Source organism: Streptomyces sp. NBC_00353, assembly GCF_036108815.1.
Taxonomy (GTDB): Bacteria; Actinomycetota; Actinomycetes; order Streptomycetales; family Streptomycetaceae; genus Streptomyces.
The window spans coordinates 1,137,410-1,153,991 of record NZ_CP107985.1; the positions used below are offsets into that span (position 1 = coordinate 1,137,410).

The 16,582-nt window shown below is 67.5% G+C and carries 16 protein-coding genes and 1 pseudogene; 10 read left to right on the plus strand and 7 right to left on the minus strand.

From position 1 onward, the window contains the following. Positions 1-101 precede the first annotated feature (101 nt). Together OHA88_RS05480 and OHA88_RS05485 are read left to right on the plus strand one after the other, a co-directional pair. Positions 102-380 (plus strand): hypothetical protein, encoded by a 279-nt coding sequence (locus OHA88_RS05480; RefSeq protein WP_328624471.1) that lies wholly within the window; start codon positions 102-104, stop codon positions 378-380. Positions 381-515: 135 nt separating this feature from the next. Further along, entirely contained in the window at positions 516-1,823 is a 1,308-nt protein-coding gene (locus OHA88_RS05485; RefSeq protein ID WP_328624472.1) for a cation:proton antiporter, read from the plus strand. Between the two features lie 388 nt (positions 1,824-2,211). Here OHA88_RS05485 and OHA88_RS05490 read toward each other — a convergent pair whose 3' ends face one another. From OHA88_RS05490 to OHA88_RS05500, 3 genes are all read right to left on the minus strand, one after another. Continuing rightward, positions 2,212-3,519, minus strand: coding sequence for an ISL3 family transposase (locus OHA88_RS05490; RefSeq protein WP_328629600.1), 1,308 nt, complete (start codon positions 3,517-3,519; stop codon positions 2,212-2,214). A gap of 124 nt (positions 3,520-3,643) precedes the next feature. After that, complete coding sequence (locus tag OHA88_RS05495) at positions 3,644-4,225, minus strand: dihydrofolate reductase family protein (RefSeq protein WP_328624473.1); 582 nt, start codon at positions 4,223-4,225, stop codon at positions 3,644-3,646. A 63-nt stretch (positions 4,226-4,288) separates the two neighbouring features. Further along, complete coding sequence (locus tag OHA88_RS05500; RefSeq protein WP_328624474.1) at positions 4,289-5,179, minus strand: AraC family transcriptional regulator; 891 nt, start codon at positions 5,177-5,179, stop codon at positions 4,289-4,291. A 168-nt stretch (positions 5,180-5,347) separates the two neighbouring features. Here OHA88_RS05500 and OHA88_RS05505 point away from each other — a divergent pair, with 168 nt between their 5' ends. Then, the gene (locus tag OHA88_RS05505) at positions 5,348-6,667 is read left to right on the plus strand and encodes an MFS transporter (RefSeq protein WP_328624475.1); all 1,320 of its coding nucleotides are present in this window, start codon (positions 5,348-5,350) and stop codon (positions 6,665-6,667) included. A 124-nt stretch (positions 6,668-6,791) separates the two neighbouring features. Here the strand turns inward: OHA88_RS05505 and OHA88_RS05510 are convergent, their stop codons facing one another. Beyond that, a complete protein-coding gene (locus OHA88_RS05510; RefSeq protein ID WP_328629601.1) occupies positions 6,792-7,130 on the minus strand; it encodes a VOC family protein in 339 nt (112 codons plus the stop codon). A gap of 303 nt (positions 7,131-7,433) precedes the next feature. Here OHA88_RS05510 and OHA88_RS05515 point away from each other — a divergent pair, with 303 nt between their 5' ends. Continuing rightward, complete coding sequence (locus tag OHA88_RS05515; RefSeq protein ID WP_328624476.1) at positions 7,434-7,640, plus strand: DUF5988 family protein; 207 nt, start codon at positions 7,434-7,436, stop codon at positions 7,638-7,640. 239 nt (positions 7,641-7,879) lie between these two features. Here the strand turns inward: OHA88_RS05515 and OHA88_RS05520 are convergent, their stop codons facing one another. Next, positions 7,880-8,311: a protein-tyrosine phosphatase family protein gene (locus OHA88_RS05520; protein WP_267009295.1), complete on the minus strand. Its 432-nt coding sequence runs from the start codon at positions 8,309-8,311 to the stop codon at positions 7,880-7,882. A 334-nt stretch (positions 8,312-8,645) separates the two neighbouring features. Here OHA88_RS05520 and OHA88_RS05525 point away from each other — a divergent pair, with 334 nt between their 5' ends. The 4 genes from OHA88_RS05525 (at position 8,646) to OHA88_RS05540 (ending at position 11,832) form a co-directional block, all read left to right on the plus strand. After that, on the plus strand, positions 8,646-9,047 hold the full coding sequence (locus OHA88_RS05525) for a YciI family protein (RefSeq protein WP_267009294.1): 402 nt from the start codon (positions 8,646-8,648) through the stop codon (positions 9,045-9,047). Further along, on the plus strand, positions 9,044-10,279 hold the full coding sequence (locus OHA88_RS05530; protein WP_328624477.1) for an RNA polymerase sigma factor: 1,236 nt from the start codon (positions 9,044-9,046) through the stop codon (positions 10,277-10,279). Before OHA88_RS05525 ends, OHA88_RS05530 begins: the two co-directional genes overlap by 4 nt. Before the next feature lie 269 nt (positions 10,280-10,548). Further along, a complete protein-coding gene (locus OHA88_RS05535) occupies positions 10,549-11,076 on the plus strand; it encodes a zinc-binding dehydrogenase (RefSeq protein ID WP_328624478.1) in 528 nt (175 codons plus the stop codon). A 447-nt stretch (positions 11,077-11,523) separates the two neighbouring features. Then, positions 11,524-11,832 carry a hypothetical protein gene (locus tag OHA88_RS05540; RefSeq protein ID WP_328624479.1) on the plus strand — a complete coding sequence of 103 codons (309 nt, stop codon included), beginning with the start codon at positions 11,524-11,526 and terminating at the stop codon, positions 11,830-11,832. A 95-nt stretch (positions 11,833-11,927) separates the two neighbouring features. Here the strand turns inward: OHA88_RS05540 and OHA88_RS05545 are convergent, their stop codons facing one another. Then, the gene (locus tag OHA88_RS05545) at positions 11,928-12,413 is read right to left on the minus strand and encodes a hypothetical protein (protein ID WP_328624480.1); all 486 of its coding nucleotides are present in this window, start codon (positions 12,411-12,413) and stop codon (positions 11,928-11,930) included. Positions 12,414-12,582: 169 nt separating this feature from the next. Here OHA88_RS05545 and OHA88_RS05550 point away from each other — a divergent pair. After that, positions 12,583-13,134 (plus strand): annotated as a pseudogene (locus tag OHA88_RS05550) (ATP-binding protein); the annotation flags it as partial. 453 nt (positions 13,135-13,587) lie between these two features. Here the strand turns inward: OHA88_RS05550 and OHA88_RS05555 are convergent. Next, a complete protein-coding gene (locus OHA88_RS05555; RefSeq protein ID WP_328624481.1) occupies positions 13,588-14,895 on the minus strand; it encodes an ISAs1 family transposase in 1,308 nt (435 codons plus the stop codon). A gap of 1,162 nt (positions 14,896-16,057) precedes the next feature. On the opposite strand from OHA88_RS05555, the gene OHA88_RS05560 reads away from it, so the two are divergent. After that, positions 16,058-16,570 carry a DUF1203 domain-containing protein gene (locus OHA88_RS05560; protein ID WP_443044179.1) on the plus strand — a complete coding sequence of 171 codons (513 nt, stop codon included), beginning with the start codon at positions 16,058-16,060 and terminating at the stop codon, positions 16,568-16,570. Positions 16,571-16,582 lie beyond the last annotated feature (12 nt).

Consider the following 16,582-nt stretch of genomic DNA (forward strand, 5'->3'; position numbering starts at 1 on the left):
TCGGCCACCTGGGGAAATGGGTGCCGGCCCCGATGGTGATGGCGGAAGGATGCGTGTGACCGTGGCAGAAACCCCCTGACCTGGACCCGGGAGGAGGAGCCATGGCTCATCCTGGCGACAATCCGCTGCACCACCTCGAGGAGCAGATGGAGCGGAGGGACCTGCATGTCGTGCGCGGTCCGGATACGGGGCGCCGGCCGCGGGAAGTCCGGCGCAGACCGGCCTGGGCGTTGCTGGCCCTGTCGCTGGCGATGCTGATCGCCGGCATGGTGCTGCCGCACGGCCTGCTCCTTGCGGCCGGCCTGGTCACGGCGGGAACGGCGGCGAACCTTTTCACACCTGCGCGGGATCGCAACGAGCCTCGCCCCCGGCTGCCCTGACACCCACCGTCACGCCCGTCCGCGACAGCGACCGTCGGACGATCACCAGTGCCTGAAGGGCCGCGAGCAGAGGAGGACGTATCGCTCCCGTCACTCGCGACCCCAGACATTCCGTGCTCCTGAAGGTGGTGACCCGTGGGACATGCTGACACCCTGCTCGCCATGGGCGGCGCCTTCCTGGCCGCCGCCGTCCTGGCCCGCCTCGGCAGCCGGATCGGCCTGCCGACCATCCCGCTGTTCATGCTCGCCGGCATTCTCCTCGGCCCCCACACCCCGGGCCTGGTCCTGGTCGAGGACGCACGCGACTTCGACATGCTCTCCGCGCTCGGCCTGGTACTGCTGCTGTTCTACCTGGGCCTGGAATTCCACCTCGACGAGATCAGAAGTGGCGGCAGACGCCTGCTGACCGCCGGCGGCATCTACCTGCTGCTGAACGTCGGCGCCGGCCTGGGATTCGGGTTCGCACTGGGCTGGGGGGCGCGGGAAGCCCTCGTACTCGCCGGTGTCCTGGGCATCTCGTCCTCCGCGATCGTCACCAAGATCCTCATCGACCTCGGCCGTATCGCACGCCCCGAGACCCGCCTGATCCTGGGTGTCATCGTCGTGGAGGACATCTTTCTCGCCCTGTATCTCGCCGCCCTCCAGCCCATCATCAGCGGAGCCCAGGGCGTCACGGAATCGGTCCTGCAAGCGGCCAAGGCGTTCGGCTTCCTCCTCGTACTGGCTGTCGCAGCCCGCTACGGCACCCGCCTGATCGGGCGCCTGATCACAGTCCACGACAACGAACTGCTGGTCATCAGCTTCCTCGGAGCCGCAGTCCTCATCGCCGGTGTCTCCGAGGTCCTCGGGGTCGCCGACGCCATCGGCGCCTTCATGGTCGGTCTGATCCTCGCGGGAACCCCCTCCGGACCGCGGATCCGCGCACTGGTGCATCCGCTGCGCGACGCCTTCGCAGCCATCTTCTTCTTCGCCTTCGGACTGGCCATCGACCCAGGAGACATCGCTTCCGTCGCCACGCCGGTCGCCGCGGCCGCAGCCCTGACCATCGTCATCAACGTGGCCGCGGGACTGCTCGTCGCCCGCCTCTACCAGTACGGCCCGCAGCCCGCCGCGCGTATCGCCACCACCCTCCTGGCACGCGGCGAGTTCGCGCTGATCCTGGCCGCCATGGCCACCAGCGCCGGCCTCGACGGCCGCCTCGCGCCGTTCATCGCCGGCTACGTCCTCGTCCTCGCCGTCCTCGGCCCCGTCGTCGCCGGGCGCGCGCACCTGCTCGCCCATGTCCTTCGAGCCGCGGCCACCTGTCTGCCCGGCCACCGAGCCCGCACTTCGTTTGCCGTCGCCCCGTCGGCCGAGCCGGTACAGGGCGAGTCCGGCACCTGCTCCGACGGCGACGCCGGCCCGCCGACCCCGTACGGTGTGCCCACCGAAGCGCAGCGGTAGCGCCGGGGCACCGCGCAGCGCGCCGGTGGCGCCGGCAGGGCCACGCGGGCCGACGCACTGGTTGGGCCTACGAGCGATGTCGGCCGCACCGGCCATCGCCCAACGCGGCGATCCCGCTTTTCATCCGCACTGAGTGCAGCTGACGAGCACCTTCGGACACGCTCAACTCGGTTGCTTGAAAGAAATGTTGACGAATCATCAGGATTGGCAGTCCGCAACGAGGGCGACTCGGCCGACGCCACAGCCATCGGCCGACGCTTGCCACACCCAGCTCGCACGGTAAAAAAAGCCGCGACATATTTATTTAAGCCCTAAGATAAATGAGCGGGCGTCACGCGCGCCACGATGAAGGGACGGTGCCGATGCGGCCCACGGCATTCGGGGCTCTTCACGATCGAGGGCGTAATTGCGGCCTGAAGCCTCCGGTCTCGAGCAGCGATCTGGCGATGTAGTTCGTGAGGTTGCGGAACCCGAGTGCGGAACCGCGCAGGTGCTCGAGCCGGCCGTTGATCGCCTCGGTGGGGCCGTTGCTGGTGCCGGGACGGTCGAAGTAGGCCAGCACGTCGCCTGCGCGTTTCTTCAACGTGCGGCCGAGCGTGGTGCCCTCGACCAGTACGTTCGGGACACCGGTGCTGATCGTGTCGATCAGCTTGACCATCAACTCGCGGCCACGGCGCCGGTCCTCGTGTCGGTAGGCGGCGATCATTCGCTGGTAGATGCCCCAGGTCGCCTCGACTTCGACATGCACGTCGTCGGCGAACAGCGCGGTGAGCCGAGCGGCCTGCTTGTCGGTGAGCAGCCCGGCACCTGTGTGCAGGGATCTGCGCGCGGAGTAGAGGGGGTCGTTCTTCATGCCGCGGTGGCCGTGAATCGCCAACTGGACCCGGCGGCGGCACCGATCCAGCGCATCGCCGGCCAGGCGCACGACGTGGAAGGGATCCATGACCGCTGTCGCGTCGGGGAGCTCTTCGGCGGTGGCGGTCTTGAAGCCGGTGAAGCCGTCCATCGCGACCACGTCCACGGCGTCGCGCCAGGCCTCGTCGCGGTCGGCGAGCCAGGACTTGAACGCCTGCTTGGAGCGGCCCTCAACCATGTCGAGCAGCCGGGCGGGACCTGTGCCATCACGGACGGCGGTGAGATCGACGATCACAGTGACGAACTTGTCGCCGCGGCGGGTGTGGCGCCACACGTGCTCGTCTACCCCGATCGCGTTGACACCGTCGAAGCGGTTCTCGTCGTTGATCAGCACCCGCTTGCCTTCGGCCAGGACAGCGTCGTTGGCAGTGTTCCACGCGACGCCGAGTCCCTCGGCGACTCGGGCCACGGTCAGGTGCTGGCACACGATCGCCTCGAGTGCCCACCGCAGCCCGCGACGCGACAGCTTCGTTCGCGGCTCAGCCGCGAGGCTGGTGTCCTGGCGCCACACGTGACCGCAAGCGGTACACCGGTAGCGGCGCACGGTCACCACGAGCGTCGTCGGCCGCCAGCCCAGCGGCTCGTGGGCCAGCTCCCGGGTCACGGTGTCGCGCGGTACGCCTTCGCAACCACAGCGACGGCACCACTGGTCCGGCTCGACGACCCGGCATGCCAGCACCGCACGGTCGGGCCTGAGTCGTTGGCCGGTGACGGCCAGACCGAGCTCATCGAGCCGGCAGAACTTGGTCAGGTCAGGGCAGGCAAAGGTAGCGTCAGACAAGTCGAGGTGTGCCAATCTGGAAGACCACGACTTCCGTCCCGGGGCAGCGATGCACAAACGCAGCCGGACGCCCGATCTCGTGTCACCGTCGCAGCGATCTTCTTCGCGTACCCACTCAGATCGGTCAACGGCGCACCCGATAGCGCAGGTGAAGCACCCGGTTGCCCTGAACAACTACGTCTGGGCCTTCCAGCAGGTGCTGCGCGTCGACGGAGCCGAAGTAACGCTTACCGGACCCGAGCACGACGGGTGCGACGTCCATGCGTACCTCGTCGACCCAACCTGCGGCGAGCGCCTGGCCGCCGACGTCGCCAGCAGCGAACTCGACAGTGCGGTCACCCGCAAGCTCCCGCGCCTTGGCCACGGCCGCCTCGATGCCGTCGACAAAGTGGAACGGCGCCTGGAGGTCCCAGCCCTCGGGCGCACCACGGTGACTCACCACGACCACATGGTCGATCCCACTCGGAGGCGTCCCATCCCAGCCGTCGGTGATGTCGAAGGCGTGACGGCCGGAAATGGTCACCCCGACCTCGTCCCAGTACGGCCGGACGTAGTCGAACGAAGCCTGCGACACCTTCAGAACGCCACTGTCGTCCAACGGCACGTCACCGCTGACCAGCCACTCGAAGATCGGACCGGGGTCGTCGTTCTCAGCCGCGATGTAACCATCCACCGAAACCGACGCGTTCATGACCACTTTCCCCATGGATTCCTCCTCTGTTTGGAGTCCCAAGTCTTGTGCAACGTGAGCTGTCGCTCTTGTACGAAATCAATCGGCCGGGAGCGGCCAGCCGTCCAGGACGTGGTCGGGATGATCGCGCAGGAATCGCCGCCGGACTTCGGCGTACCGGGTCGGCGTGAGCCCGGTGAACTCCCGGAACTCGCGCACGAAGTGGGCCTGGTCGAAGTAGCCCGCGCCAGCGGCAATGTCTCCCCAGTCGATCGGTGCCGCGACGTCGAGCGCCAACACGGCGGAGCTGAAGCGGTAGCTGCGAGCCAGCCGTTTTGGCGTGACACCGACTACGGCCTTGAACCGCTTCGCCAAATACGTGCTGCTGGCGCGGGCCGCCACACCGATGTCGCTGATCGGCACTGTCCCGCCTGTCGCCGCAACGGCGCTGCTCATTTGGCGGACCAGGTCAAGACCGTCGATCACCCGCAGCCGTCGCACCAGTTCCTCCTCGAGCAACATCAGCATTTCGTGCGGTGCGTCCGCCAAGGTCAGTCGGTGTCGCAATTCAGCGATAGCGGGCTGGCCCCAGATTTGCTCCACCGTCGCAGGTCGGTCGCACAACTCGGCCGCGGGCATCGGAAGGAACGGTGCCAGGCCCCACGGCCTGAAGTGGACGCCCACGGACCGGGTCGGGGTTGGGTAGCTGAACTCCCACGCACGCGTGGGCGTGGTGACCGCGCAGCCGTCGGCGTACTCCACGGCGTCTACGTCGGTGCCTGCGCGGATGAGAAACGGCGCCCCGAGGTTGACGATGAGCAATGGCGCGGGCGCCGCCGGCAGCATCAACCGGGAGTACGGCGGGGCGCCCTCCAGGTAGTAGAGGTCGTCGATCAGCCCGTCCAGCGGCGGACCGGGCATTCTGGATACATACTCCACGCCGACATCATCGCCGACGGCCCATCCGGCATCACGCGCCGCCGCCAGCATCGAGCCGGCGCCGATCCCTGACGGGGCGCCCCGGCGCATTTCGGTCCCCAACTACACCCCACGTCGTGAAGGGCCGCATTCGGACGGCTGGGACGTCTTGACGAAGGGCCTACGGACCTCAGATCCAAGGCGGGGCGCTGGTACGGGGTCCTCACCTTCACCATCGTCGTGGCCATCTCCTATGTCGACCGGGTCAACATCTCGGTGCTCATCACCGACAACGCCTTCCTGGACAGGTTCGGGCTGGCCGGCGACCGGGTGGCGCAGGGGGCTCTGATGACGATCTTCCTGCTCGGATACGGTCTCGCCGCCTTCGTGCTCACGCCGGTGTACGAGACGCTGCTCGGGGTGCGGCGGGGGCTCCTGGTGAGTGTGGCCACCTGGGCGGTGCTCACGTTCGTCTCGCCATGGATCGGCAGCCTGTTTCTGCTGCTGGCTGTGCGGTGCCTGCTCGGGGCCGCGGAAGGTCCGCTGTTCTCTCTCAAGACGATGTACGTCAAGGACCGGTTCACCGACGCCGAATTGGGCCGCCCGAACGCGGTCAGCTCGATGGGCGTCTCCCTCGGCACCGCCGTGGGGATGCCGCTGATCACCCTGTTGATCGTGCACTCCGACTGGGCCACGTCTTTCCATGCCCTCGGTGCGCTCAACGCGCTTCTCGGTATCCCCCTGGTGCTGCTGTTCATCCGTCCCCTGAGCGCAGGCACTCGCGGATCGGACCGCGACCACGCACAGGACCGGGACGCGGACCGGAAGCCGGAAGACGGACCGATTCCCTCCGATCGCCACCCGCGCAGTTTCGGCATCCTTCTGTCATCCCTGGTCCGGGCCCTGCGAACGCCGCGCCTCGGGTGGATCCTGCTGATCGAGATCGCCACCCCGGCCTTCCTGTGGGGCACCGCTTCCTGGCTCCCCTCGTATCTGCTGCAGGCACGCCGTTTCTCCGCGGCGCAGACCGGGTGGCTCGCTGCGTTGCCGTTCACTGTCAGCCTCGGCTCGGGGCTGCTCGGTGGCCTGTTCATCGACCGGGTCCCGCAGCGTCACCTCCCGCTGGTGCTGGTGGTTGTGAGCGTCGGGGCGGGTGCGTGTGCAACGCTCGCCGTATCCGCAACCTCGGCCACCGTTTCGGCGACGGCATTGATCCTCGCCGGTGGATTCTGGGGGCTGCAGGGGCCCGCCATCCCGACACTCGTGCAGCGCCACGCCCCCGCGGGCAGCGTGGGCAGTGCCTACGGGGTGGTCAACGGGGTCGGCAACCTGGTGTCGGCATTCATGCCGACCCTCATGGGAACGGCAATCGCCATGGACGGCGGACACGGCTTCGCCGCCGGCCTGTCCCTCCTGATGGTTACGCAGCTGATCACTCTGGTCAGTGCCGTGGTCCTGCTCCTCCGGCACCGAGGTCCGCACGCCGGGCAGGGTCGGCCGCTGCCGAGCACTGGGCCTGCGGTGCAGTCCGCGGGGCAGGCGACCAGCACGGTTCTCTGATGTCGAAGAAGGCGCGCGCGTTCGGTCGTCCACGGCGCAACCCGTTCGGTCGCCGAGTCGACCTCGGCGGCGCCGGGACCGCGGGCGAACCACTGGTGGGCGGCGCAGACTCGCGGCCGGGGCCCTACTCGCTGTGCACGATCTGGATCAGGTTGCCGCAGGTGTCGTCCAAAACCGCAGTGGTGACCGGGCCCATCTCCAGCGGCTCCTGGGTGAGGTGCACCCCGAGCTCGCGCAGCCGGTTGAACTCCGCATGTACGTCGTCCACGGCGAAGGATGTGGCCGGGATGCCGTCCTTGACCAGCGCCGCCTTGTGCGGCTTCACCGCGGAATGGCCGTCGGGCTCGAGCAGCAGTTCGGTCCCGTCGAGGTGATCCGGTGAGACCACGGTCTGCCACCGGTCCTTGCCCCGTGGGACCTCGGTCTTCTTCACGAAGCCCAACACGTTCGCATAGAAGCGCAGGGCGAGCCATAGGCAAGTGACGGCTTGCCCATCAAGGCAAGCGCTCCGACGCTGCCCGTCGAAGAGACACGCCCTCCCGCCCGCACGACAGGCCCGGTACGGTGCGGTGCCCAGACGCTTTCTGCCGGCCCACGGTTCTGACGTAGCCAAGCCCGGCCGGGCTCACCGGACGTGCGGCCGACACACCATCAGCGGCCGTCACAGCATGACCCGGCGGCAAACGGCTGTGCGAGAGACTCCCCCAGCGAGCCTCCTCGGCGCGTCATGAAGAAGCCGAGCCGCCTCTCCGGGGAAACTCTCGTCATGACCAATGCAGCAAAGGCAGTCCTCGAGGGCGGACCCGACGATCTCCCCCAACGGATCGTCTCCCTCACCACACCCGGCACCGACCTCAAGATCCCGTTCCGTGGCGGATACGAACACTTCAAGGCCACAGCGCGCCAGCAGGAAACCACCGAGGGCGAGCTGCCTGTCTACGAGTGGTGGGAACGCACAGAGATCCCGGGCTGATCACTCCTCACAGCACAGCCCCAGACACAGAACCATCGGCACACGGGCACCACTCAACCTGCCTGACCACTTCCGCGGCCATGATCCCGTCCCCTCACTGACATGCCACTCATACACCGCAACGGCGGTGGCTCTCATCACCGCCGACGCAACTGCACCGAACCCAGGCAACGGCAGGGAATCAGCGACCACAACAGCCCCGCCGTGGGCGGCGGTCCGCATCCGCGCCACTGCATCTCCTATACGTCCTGGAAGCGGAGTACGAATCGTCGTTGCCAGGGCGTTTCCACCGCGCGGCGGTGGTAGTGCCGGCGGACGAACGCCACCGCTTGGCCGGCCGGGACTCCGTCGAGGACAGCCATGCATGCCAGGGCTGTCCCCGTCCGCCCGTATCCACCGCCACAGGCAATCTCGACGCGTTCGTTCGCCGCGCGCGTCAGCGCCTCTTCGACGAGGCTCCGCGCCTCCTGACGGTCCGGTAGCCAAAAGTCGGGCCAGCGCAACCACCGAGCATCCCAGGCGGTGGCTGGTGGCTGCTTGCCGAGCAGATACACCGCGAAGGACGGAGTCGGTCCCGGCGGCAGTGGATGACGTAGGCCCCGGCCGCGCACCAGCGCGCCAGAGGGAAACCGAATGATCCCGCTGTCTGTCGAGCTCCAGTTCTCCGCCACGCGAGCAATCTACCGAGGGTTGACGGGCGACCGCGGTCACGGTCTCGAGATTCCCCCGGACCGGCCTAGATAACAGGGCTCCCCTCAACTCTCGGGGCTCCAGCACAGTGACGGCGGTTCGGCCGCTGCCCGGCAGTGCTCCGCCCTCGCACACGGGAGGCACCAAGCCCCTCCACCAGGACGGATACGCCGAAGCGCCTGATCGGCACGCCGCACCCGAAAGAGCCACACCCCTCCCGAAAAAATTCTTCCGCCGTAGATGTAGAGATCTCCTTTGCCGCTCCGTCCATGGGGTGAGTGCGCCACACTGGGCGCAGCGAACCAGGGAGTCGACATGCCGAAGTTCTTGCTCATGGTCAACCACGACGGCGGCGTCTTCGAGGAGCCCATGGACCAATGGGAGCCCGGCGACATCGCAGCGCACTTCAACTACTACGAGGTGCTGACCAAGGAGCTGACCGAGAGTGGGGAAATGGTCCAGTTCATGGCGCTCGCCGACCCCCGGCTGACCAAGATCGTGCGGTCGGACGGCAGTGCGGCGCCGCTGGTGACCGACGGGCCGTTCCCGGAGTCGAAGGAAGTACTGGCCGGGTTCAACGTCTTCGACGTCGAGTCCGAGGCCCGCGCCCTTGAGATCGCCGCGCGAATCTCCGCCGTGCCCGGCCCGGGCGGGGTGCCGACACAACAGCCGGTCGAGGTGCGACAGGTGATGAGCGACAGCCAGGGCGACCTGTGAGCGGTCCCCACCCCGTCGAGGACCTGTTGCGTTCGCTCGCGCCGCAGGTCCTCGGTGTGCTCGTGCGGCGGGTGGGGGACTTCGACGCGTGCGAGGACGCCGTGCAGGAAGCCCTTATCGCCGCCGCCCGGCACTGGCCCGAAGACGGCGTACCGGGTAATCCGCGCGGCTGGCTGCTGCAGACCGCGACGCGGCGATACGTCGATCAGGTTCGCAGCGAGCAGGCGCGGCAACGGCGCGAGGAGCGCATGGCCCAGGAACCCGTTGCAGGCGATGTCCCCGCCGGCGATGACACGCTCATGCTTTTGTTCATGTGCTGCCATCCCGCGCTCACGCCCGCCTCGGCGATCGCGCTGACGCTGCGGGCGGTCGGTGGCCTGGCCACCTCCGAGATCGCGGGCGCCTACCTGGTGCCGGAGGCGACCATGGCGCAGCGCATCAGCCGGGCCAAGCAGCGCGTCAAAGCATCGGGCCCCGGGTTCGAGGTGCCCGAGCCCGGGGCGAAGGGCTGGGCAGCGCGGCTGCGTTCCGTCCTGCACGTGCTGTACCTGATGTTCAACGAGGGCTACGCCACCACATGTGGCCCCGCACTGCACCGCGCCGACCTGTCCGGCGAGGCCATCAGGTTGGCCAGACAGGTACACCGGATCCTTCCTGGCGAGGCCGAAGCAACCGGGCTGCTGGCCCTCATGTTGCTGACCGAGGCCCGCCGCCCCGCCCGCACCAGCACGGACGGCGACCTGGTCCCTCTGACCGAGCAGGACCGCACTCGCTGGGACCGCCGCCTCATCGGCGAAGGCGCCGCGCTGCTCGCCACTACGATCGGCAGCGGACCGCCTGGCGAATACCGGCTGCAGGCCGCGATCGCAGCCGTCCACGACGACGCGGCACACGCCAAGGACACCGACTGGCCACAGATCCTCGGCCTGTACGGACTGCTCGAACACGTGGCAGGGAGCCCGGTGGTCACCCTCAACAGGGCAGTCGCGGTTGCGATGGTCGACGGCCCGGGTGCCGCACTCGCACTTCTCGACGAACTCGACACCGAGAACGGACCGCTCCATGGCCACCACCGTGTGCATGCTGTGCGGGCACACGTGCTCGAAATGGCCGGCGACATCCCATCCGCACTCGTGCACTACCGTGCCGCGGCGGCCCGCACCACCAGCATTCCTGAACAGCGCTACCTGACCGCGAAAGCCGCCCGGCTGCATCACCACACGCGCAACTGAACGCCGGTTCCCCCTGGATAAGAAGATCCGTGCCCGTCTCGCTGAAAACCGGTCGACCGCCCAGCCGAACCCATAAACGTGCAGTCCTCGACCATAAACACGTCGATTCACTTGGTGTCGGCGATAGCCAATGAGTCCAGGGCCGCCTGGCAGAGCTTTGCGCGGGCGTCGGAGTCGAGCCGCTCGTCCAAATACCCTGGGAGACGGCCACCGGCGCACTGTCGTCGAAGAGTCACGGCTTGCAGGAGCTCCCGTGCAGAGTAGAAGCGGTGGGCCTGTCGGCGACGATCGGCTGCCGGCTGCGCGGGGCCGGGCTGATCATCGCGGTGGAGACGCTGCCCCCGCGGCAGGAACTGGCACGTCGCTTCGGGGCAGATGTCATCGTCGACCACACTCGATGCGATCCCGTCGCAGGGATCATGGAGTTGACGGACGGCCACGGGGTCGACGCCGCCATCGAAGCGCTCGGCTCCCGGCGGACTGGGGAGGCCGCCTTCCGGGTGACCAAGCCCGGCGGGCGCATCTCGAACGTCGGCTACCACAGAGAGGACCTCGAGCCGCTGGAGATCCCGCTGGAGCCCTTCAGCTACGGGATGTCGGATAAACAGGTCTACACGAGGCTGAACCGAGGCGGCTGCGACTGGCTCAACCGGCTCTTCCTGCTGATGCGAACCGGAAAGGTCGATCCCACCCCGATGACCACGCACGAATTCAGATTTGACGAGATCGTCAAGGCGTTCCGGATGATGGAGTTCAAGGAGGACGGAATCATCAAGCCCCTCATCCACTTCGACTGAGCGGGAGCACGGCGACAGCGTTGGCAACCAGCACTCGAAATGGAACGACTTGAAGTGGGTGCTGTGAGCCCGGTTCCACGTGTTGGTCATCCGACGGAATAGGGCGTCGGCGGTTCGGAGAGCCCGTCCGATGCCGAACGGATGGCTTGAGAGCCAGTCGGCGTGTCGGTCGCCGACCAACCGATTGACAGTCGGGCCAGCGCTGATTCCAGAGGCCTGTCAAAGCCCCCGCCCGCCCACTTGCGGGCATGTGTACCCCCGTCCTCTCACGCTCGCATGCCGCCGAGCTGACCGCGATGCCCGACGGACCAACCGCCATAGGAAACAGCGTCCAAGGCGACCGAAGTTCTGCATCTGGCGCTCGTCGGCAGTGCAGCGCTTCGCCAGGGCCCGCCCGGGATGCGGCCGGGCCCGGACAGGCAAGCCAAAGCGGGACTTGCGACGCGCGTGACGGGCGTTGCCGTCACTCAGGCCCTGGCAACGGATCCGATTCTCATGCCGTTGGACGAGTCGGCCTCGCCCTCGCCCCCGGATCCCATGGGCGAAGAGCTCGACGCGATGAAGACCGTCGGCCTCTCCACCTCATCGCCAATCGACCTGCGCAGACGCGATACCTTGTGCAGCCAGCAACGGACCGAGAACCAGTCTCCCCCGCAGGCGCCCTCAGCCGACGACGGCACAGTGATTCATACCCTTACCGAAGCCCTCCGCCGTGAGCGCACCACCCACCGCGAGCACGTGCAAGGGCTCGAATAACGACTGGCCGCGGCACACGGCGAGATCCTGCGCTTGCAACGCGTGATCCGGTCACATGGTCCGAGGCCGTGACGGCACTCGCCTGGCTGCAGAGCTTACGATCCAGAGCGCAATCCCAGAGCACTGTGCTCCACCACGCCCGAAGGAAGATCGCTCTTTCCCGAAGCCCGTGCAGTCAGCTCCACGAGTCCGGCCCGAAGGTCGGCGGCCGGCTCACCGAGGACGATCGCGCTGATGATCAGCTCCAGCATCAGACGGTCGTACTCGTCGCCCATGCTCCGATAGCGCTGCCCATCGGCCTCCACCACAGCAGAGCCGATCCTCATCCCACCACCAGTCACTGGGACAAACGACGCCTCATAGACGCCGCGACCGGTCCAACTCCGGTGCGTGAAAAGGACATTCCCTTCGGCGAAGACGTTCCACTTCTCATCCATGTCCCGGGCTCGATATCCGCGCTGGATGCGGTTCCAGTCCTCGTTAGTCCAGACACGATCCGGCAACCGGGGCACCGGCCTGGGCGAGCTGATCAGGTGGAGGCGCCGGAACGACTCTCGGGTGAGCGGGGCATCGGCAGTCATAACGTGATCCTACTTATGCACCACTCCAACCAGGACTGCGGATTACCTCCAAGAGCAGGCAACCTGGGCGGAGGGCGACCCTCAGCCGCCTTCCCGACGCGTCCGCAACGTCCTGAACGGCGGCTTTGCGAGATTCCTTCACTACTACCCCAGATAACTCGAGGACTTCGATTTCGCCGCCCAGCCGGGTGTCGATGAGAAACTCATCCGCGATCTGGCCACCCTGCGTTTCCTCGACGACGCCTCCAACGTGCTGTTCGTCGGGCCGCCGGGCGTCGGCAAGACCATGCTGTCCGTCGCGCTGGGACGGCCCGCGGTCGATGCCGGGCACCGCGTCTACTTGACCGCTGCCGAGCTCGCGGCCAGGTGTCACAAGGCCGCGCTCGAGGGCCGTTGGAAGACCTGCATGCGGTTCTTCGCGGGTCCGAAGCTGCTGATCATTGACGAGCTCGGCTATCTGCCGCTGCCCGAGGACGGTGCGTCCGCACTGTTCCAGGTGATCAACCAGCGGTATCTGAAATCGTCCACGATCTTGACGACCAATGTCGGTATCGCCGACTGGGCCGGCGCCTTCGGGGACGCCACCGTCGCGGCCGCGATGCTCGACCGGCTCCTCCACCGGGCCGCCGTCGCGGGCATCGACGGCCCTTCCTATCGGCTCCGCGGCCACCAGAGCCAGGCCGAGACCCTGCGCAAGGGAGTCAACGCCCGTGTCTCATGAAGTCGAAGGCGCCTCACTTCCGTCCCTCGTCCCGGCTAACTACCCAGTTTGTGAACGGCAGTTCACCCCAAGCCCTCGGAAGATCTACTGCTCTCCTCGCTGCAAAGCCTGGGCCCATCGCCCGGGCCCGGCCGCCCCGCCCGGAACTGCATCTCTGTCCCGTCTGCGACGGAGAATTCATGGCCAACCCCCGCCTGCGGCAGGTGTATTGCTCGCCAACCTGTCGCAGCGATGCGGAGAAACAACGCAACCACCAACGAGATGAACGACGCGCCCGACTCCTGAGCGAACAGTCTCGCAAGCTTCCCGCACCGCCGGTCATGACCAGACAGGATCCGCTCGCACCCGCTGCCCTGCGCAACTGCCGGCACTGCGATCAGCCGATCACCATCGTCGCCTTGCTGGCCACCCCCGAAGCGGCCTGCCCAACCATCTCCAATCGAGTCCCTCACATCACACCGTTGCGGAGGCTCCCCTGAACGAGCCTGCCTGACCGTCACTGATCATCAGGGCCCGGCGGCCTCCGGCCGCCGGGCCCTTGCCCAGGGCTTGATCAAGTTCCGTAGGTGTCCGGATCGTTGGTGATGCCCAGGATGGGGAGTGCTCGTTGGGGTTCGTCGCGGATCGCCGGGTGGTTTTGGCGATGTTGTCGGCTCCGAGGGTTTTCAGCACGCCGATGGCGAGGTTGCGGAGGGTTGCCATGGCCCGTGGTGTGGTTCCGGCGTGGACGGTGGAGGCGTCCTCGGCGAAGGTGACATCCCTGATGTGGTGCGAGGAGTTCTCCACTCCCCAGTGTCCGCGGATCGCGGTGGCCAGGTCGGCCGGGCCGGCCTGGTGGGCGTCGAGGCTGGTGACCGCGTAGACACTCTCACGGGTCTCGCGCTTGCCGGTCTGCTTGCGGCGGCGGTGGACGCGGATGGCCAGGCGGGCGTGGGGAAAGGCGATCCCGCCGAGTTGGTCCGCGATCCCGCAGGTCTTGATCGAGCGGGACTCGCGGCGTCCGTGCCCGGAGGCGGAGGCGGTGTGCTGGACGGGAATGTCCCGCCACGGCAGGGTCGCGAGCTGGTGGTGGGTGGTCGGCTGGTTGGTCTTGATCACGGTGATGTAGTGGGCATTCTTGGTCTCGACCAGCCAGGAGATGTTCGCCTTGACCGAGTGCAGGGCGTCGAAGGTGACGACGGTGCCGGCCAGGTCCAGCGGTGCCAGGAGCGGTTGGAAGTGTGTGGTTTCGTTCGTCTTCGCGCCGACCTCCACCTGGGCGAGGGTCACGACGGTGCCGTGAGTGACCGCGGAGAGCAGATGCCGGCGCGTCGCGGTGAGACGGGCTGATCCCCTGAGTGCTTTGCCGTCGACAGCGATCACGCGCGGCCGCCCGGACGCGGAGGGCGACGGCGCCTGGGCGAGCTCGGTGGCAGCGCGATGCCGGTCGGCCAGGTAGGCGCCCACCGCCCGGTCCAGGGCGTCACCGTCAACAGCCCCCAGCACACGGCCGATCGTGGCCGGAGACGGAGTGCGCCGCCATCCGAGCACGTGGCGCCGGATCCCGATGACTGTCAGGAGTGCGTGAGAGGCACGCTGGCCCCACTCGGCGAGTTCATCGATGCTCCTCGCTCCCGAGACGACCGCGCAGGCACACACCAGCAGGACCGACGTCAGCGAGTACCACCGGCCCCGCCGCGAGCGCGGATCGGGCACCGAGTCGAAGTAGAGGCGCAGGTCAGCGATCCGACCGGCATCCAGCGGCCCCAGCTTCACCAGCACGGCGGGAACGGGAGAACATACAGCAGCAGGCACGGGCCACCTCATGATCATCAGGCTTAAGACACCACAATGATCACGAAGCCCGTGCCTGCCCTGTTATGTACCCCAACCGGTCACAACCCGACCAGCCACACGCCCCCGGAACTTGCAACCGCCCTGGCCCTTGCCGTCAGTTCACCAGCCGAAACCGCTGGATGCCTGGTCTCGCCAGCGACACCTGCTGGCGGATCACCTTGTCACGGGCAGCGGGCCCGATTCTCGTTCCCATAGTGCGGCGACCATCGGCTGTCTCGATCACTGCCGGCCGGGTCACGGCTCGCAACGCAGTCCAGAGCAGCCGTGTCTGTTCCGTGAGCGTCTGATGCATTTCCGGTCCGACTTCGGGCTCGAACCACCGCACTGCGAGTCGCCCGCTCTCGAAGAACTCGCCCCGTTCGTCCGTCCTGAGACGTGAACAAAGCAGCTGGACAACTGCTGCTATCGGCGGTCCGCACGGCGCGCTGACGCCGGGAGCCGGAATGATTGTTGGTGGCAGGGAGGCGCCTGCCGGGAGGCCGAGAAACGCTTGCGTGCTTCCGCAGCCCAGCGCGGACTCGATCGAGGAATGCAAGTGCACTTGGTGCAAACCCAGCGGCCCCGGATGACTGCAATGCCATCCGGATGCGGGAAACACCTCAGCAATCCGTTGCCCTAGGAGCACCTCATCAGCAGGCATGAGCCATGTGTCCGTCGTCTTCGTGCGAGACCCCGCGATTGCCATGGGGCAAGAGTGCCAGTACGTCCCTCCCACCCTGCCGTCACTTCTCGCTCCCCACACTCCTCACACCGTTCAAGCGTCAAGGAAGTGAGGCGAGGAGTACCGCTGGCCGTTTTCAAGAATCGCCATCAACACCCGTGTCCCCCATGGCATCGGGTCGGTGTCAGGCCGAATCCGAGCGAACTCGAGGCAGTTCCCCCTGGCCTGCACCAGGGCACGTGCCGATCGACTCCCCCGTGCGTCGGCTCCTCGCCGGAGGCGTCGGCTGCACGCGATGCTCAGGCGGTTGCGGCGACGAGCCCCACCATTCCGGCTGGGCGCCTCAGTTGGCCAGTCCGAACACGACAGACGGCCCAGAACCCTCCGTCGGATTTCCGCCAGCACCTCATGCCCGACCGCGCCACGATGAATGGCATGACCAGCACCTATCAACCCCGGCCCATCACCCCCACGGCACTGAAGGAGCTCCGCCTCCGCGACGACGCCGGGCGTCCGATGTACCCGTACGTGGACGAGGAAGGCGGCGCCCCGCTCCGGTGCTGCCTGCGGCTCAGCGTCATAGATGACCGGATCGCCCTCGTCTCGTACGCCCCGCTGCGTCGCTGGGCGGCCCGGACGAGTGCCGAGCCCGGAGCGTATGACGAGCAGGGTCCGGTCTTCATACACGCACAGGACTGCGGCGGGCCGGCCCCGGACAGCACCGGCTACCCCTGGGCCCGACCCGGCGCTCTCCGTGCCTTCCGCCGCTACGACAACCGAGGGCGCATCATTGGCGGCCGCATGGTGGAGCTGCCTGAGGATGCCGACGCGTCCTTCGACCGCGCCTTCACCGAAGCCTTCGCGGACCCGGATACCGCCCAGGTCCACGTGCGAGCCGTCGAATACGGCTGCTACCACTTCCGCGTGGACCGGCCCTGACAGGCCCAGGGG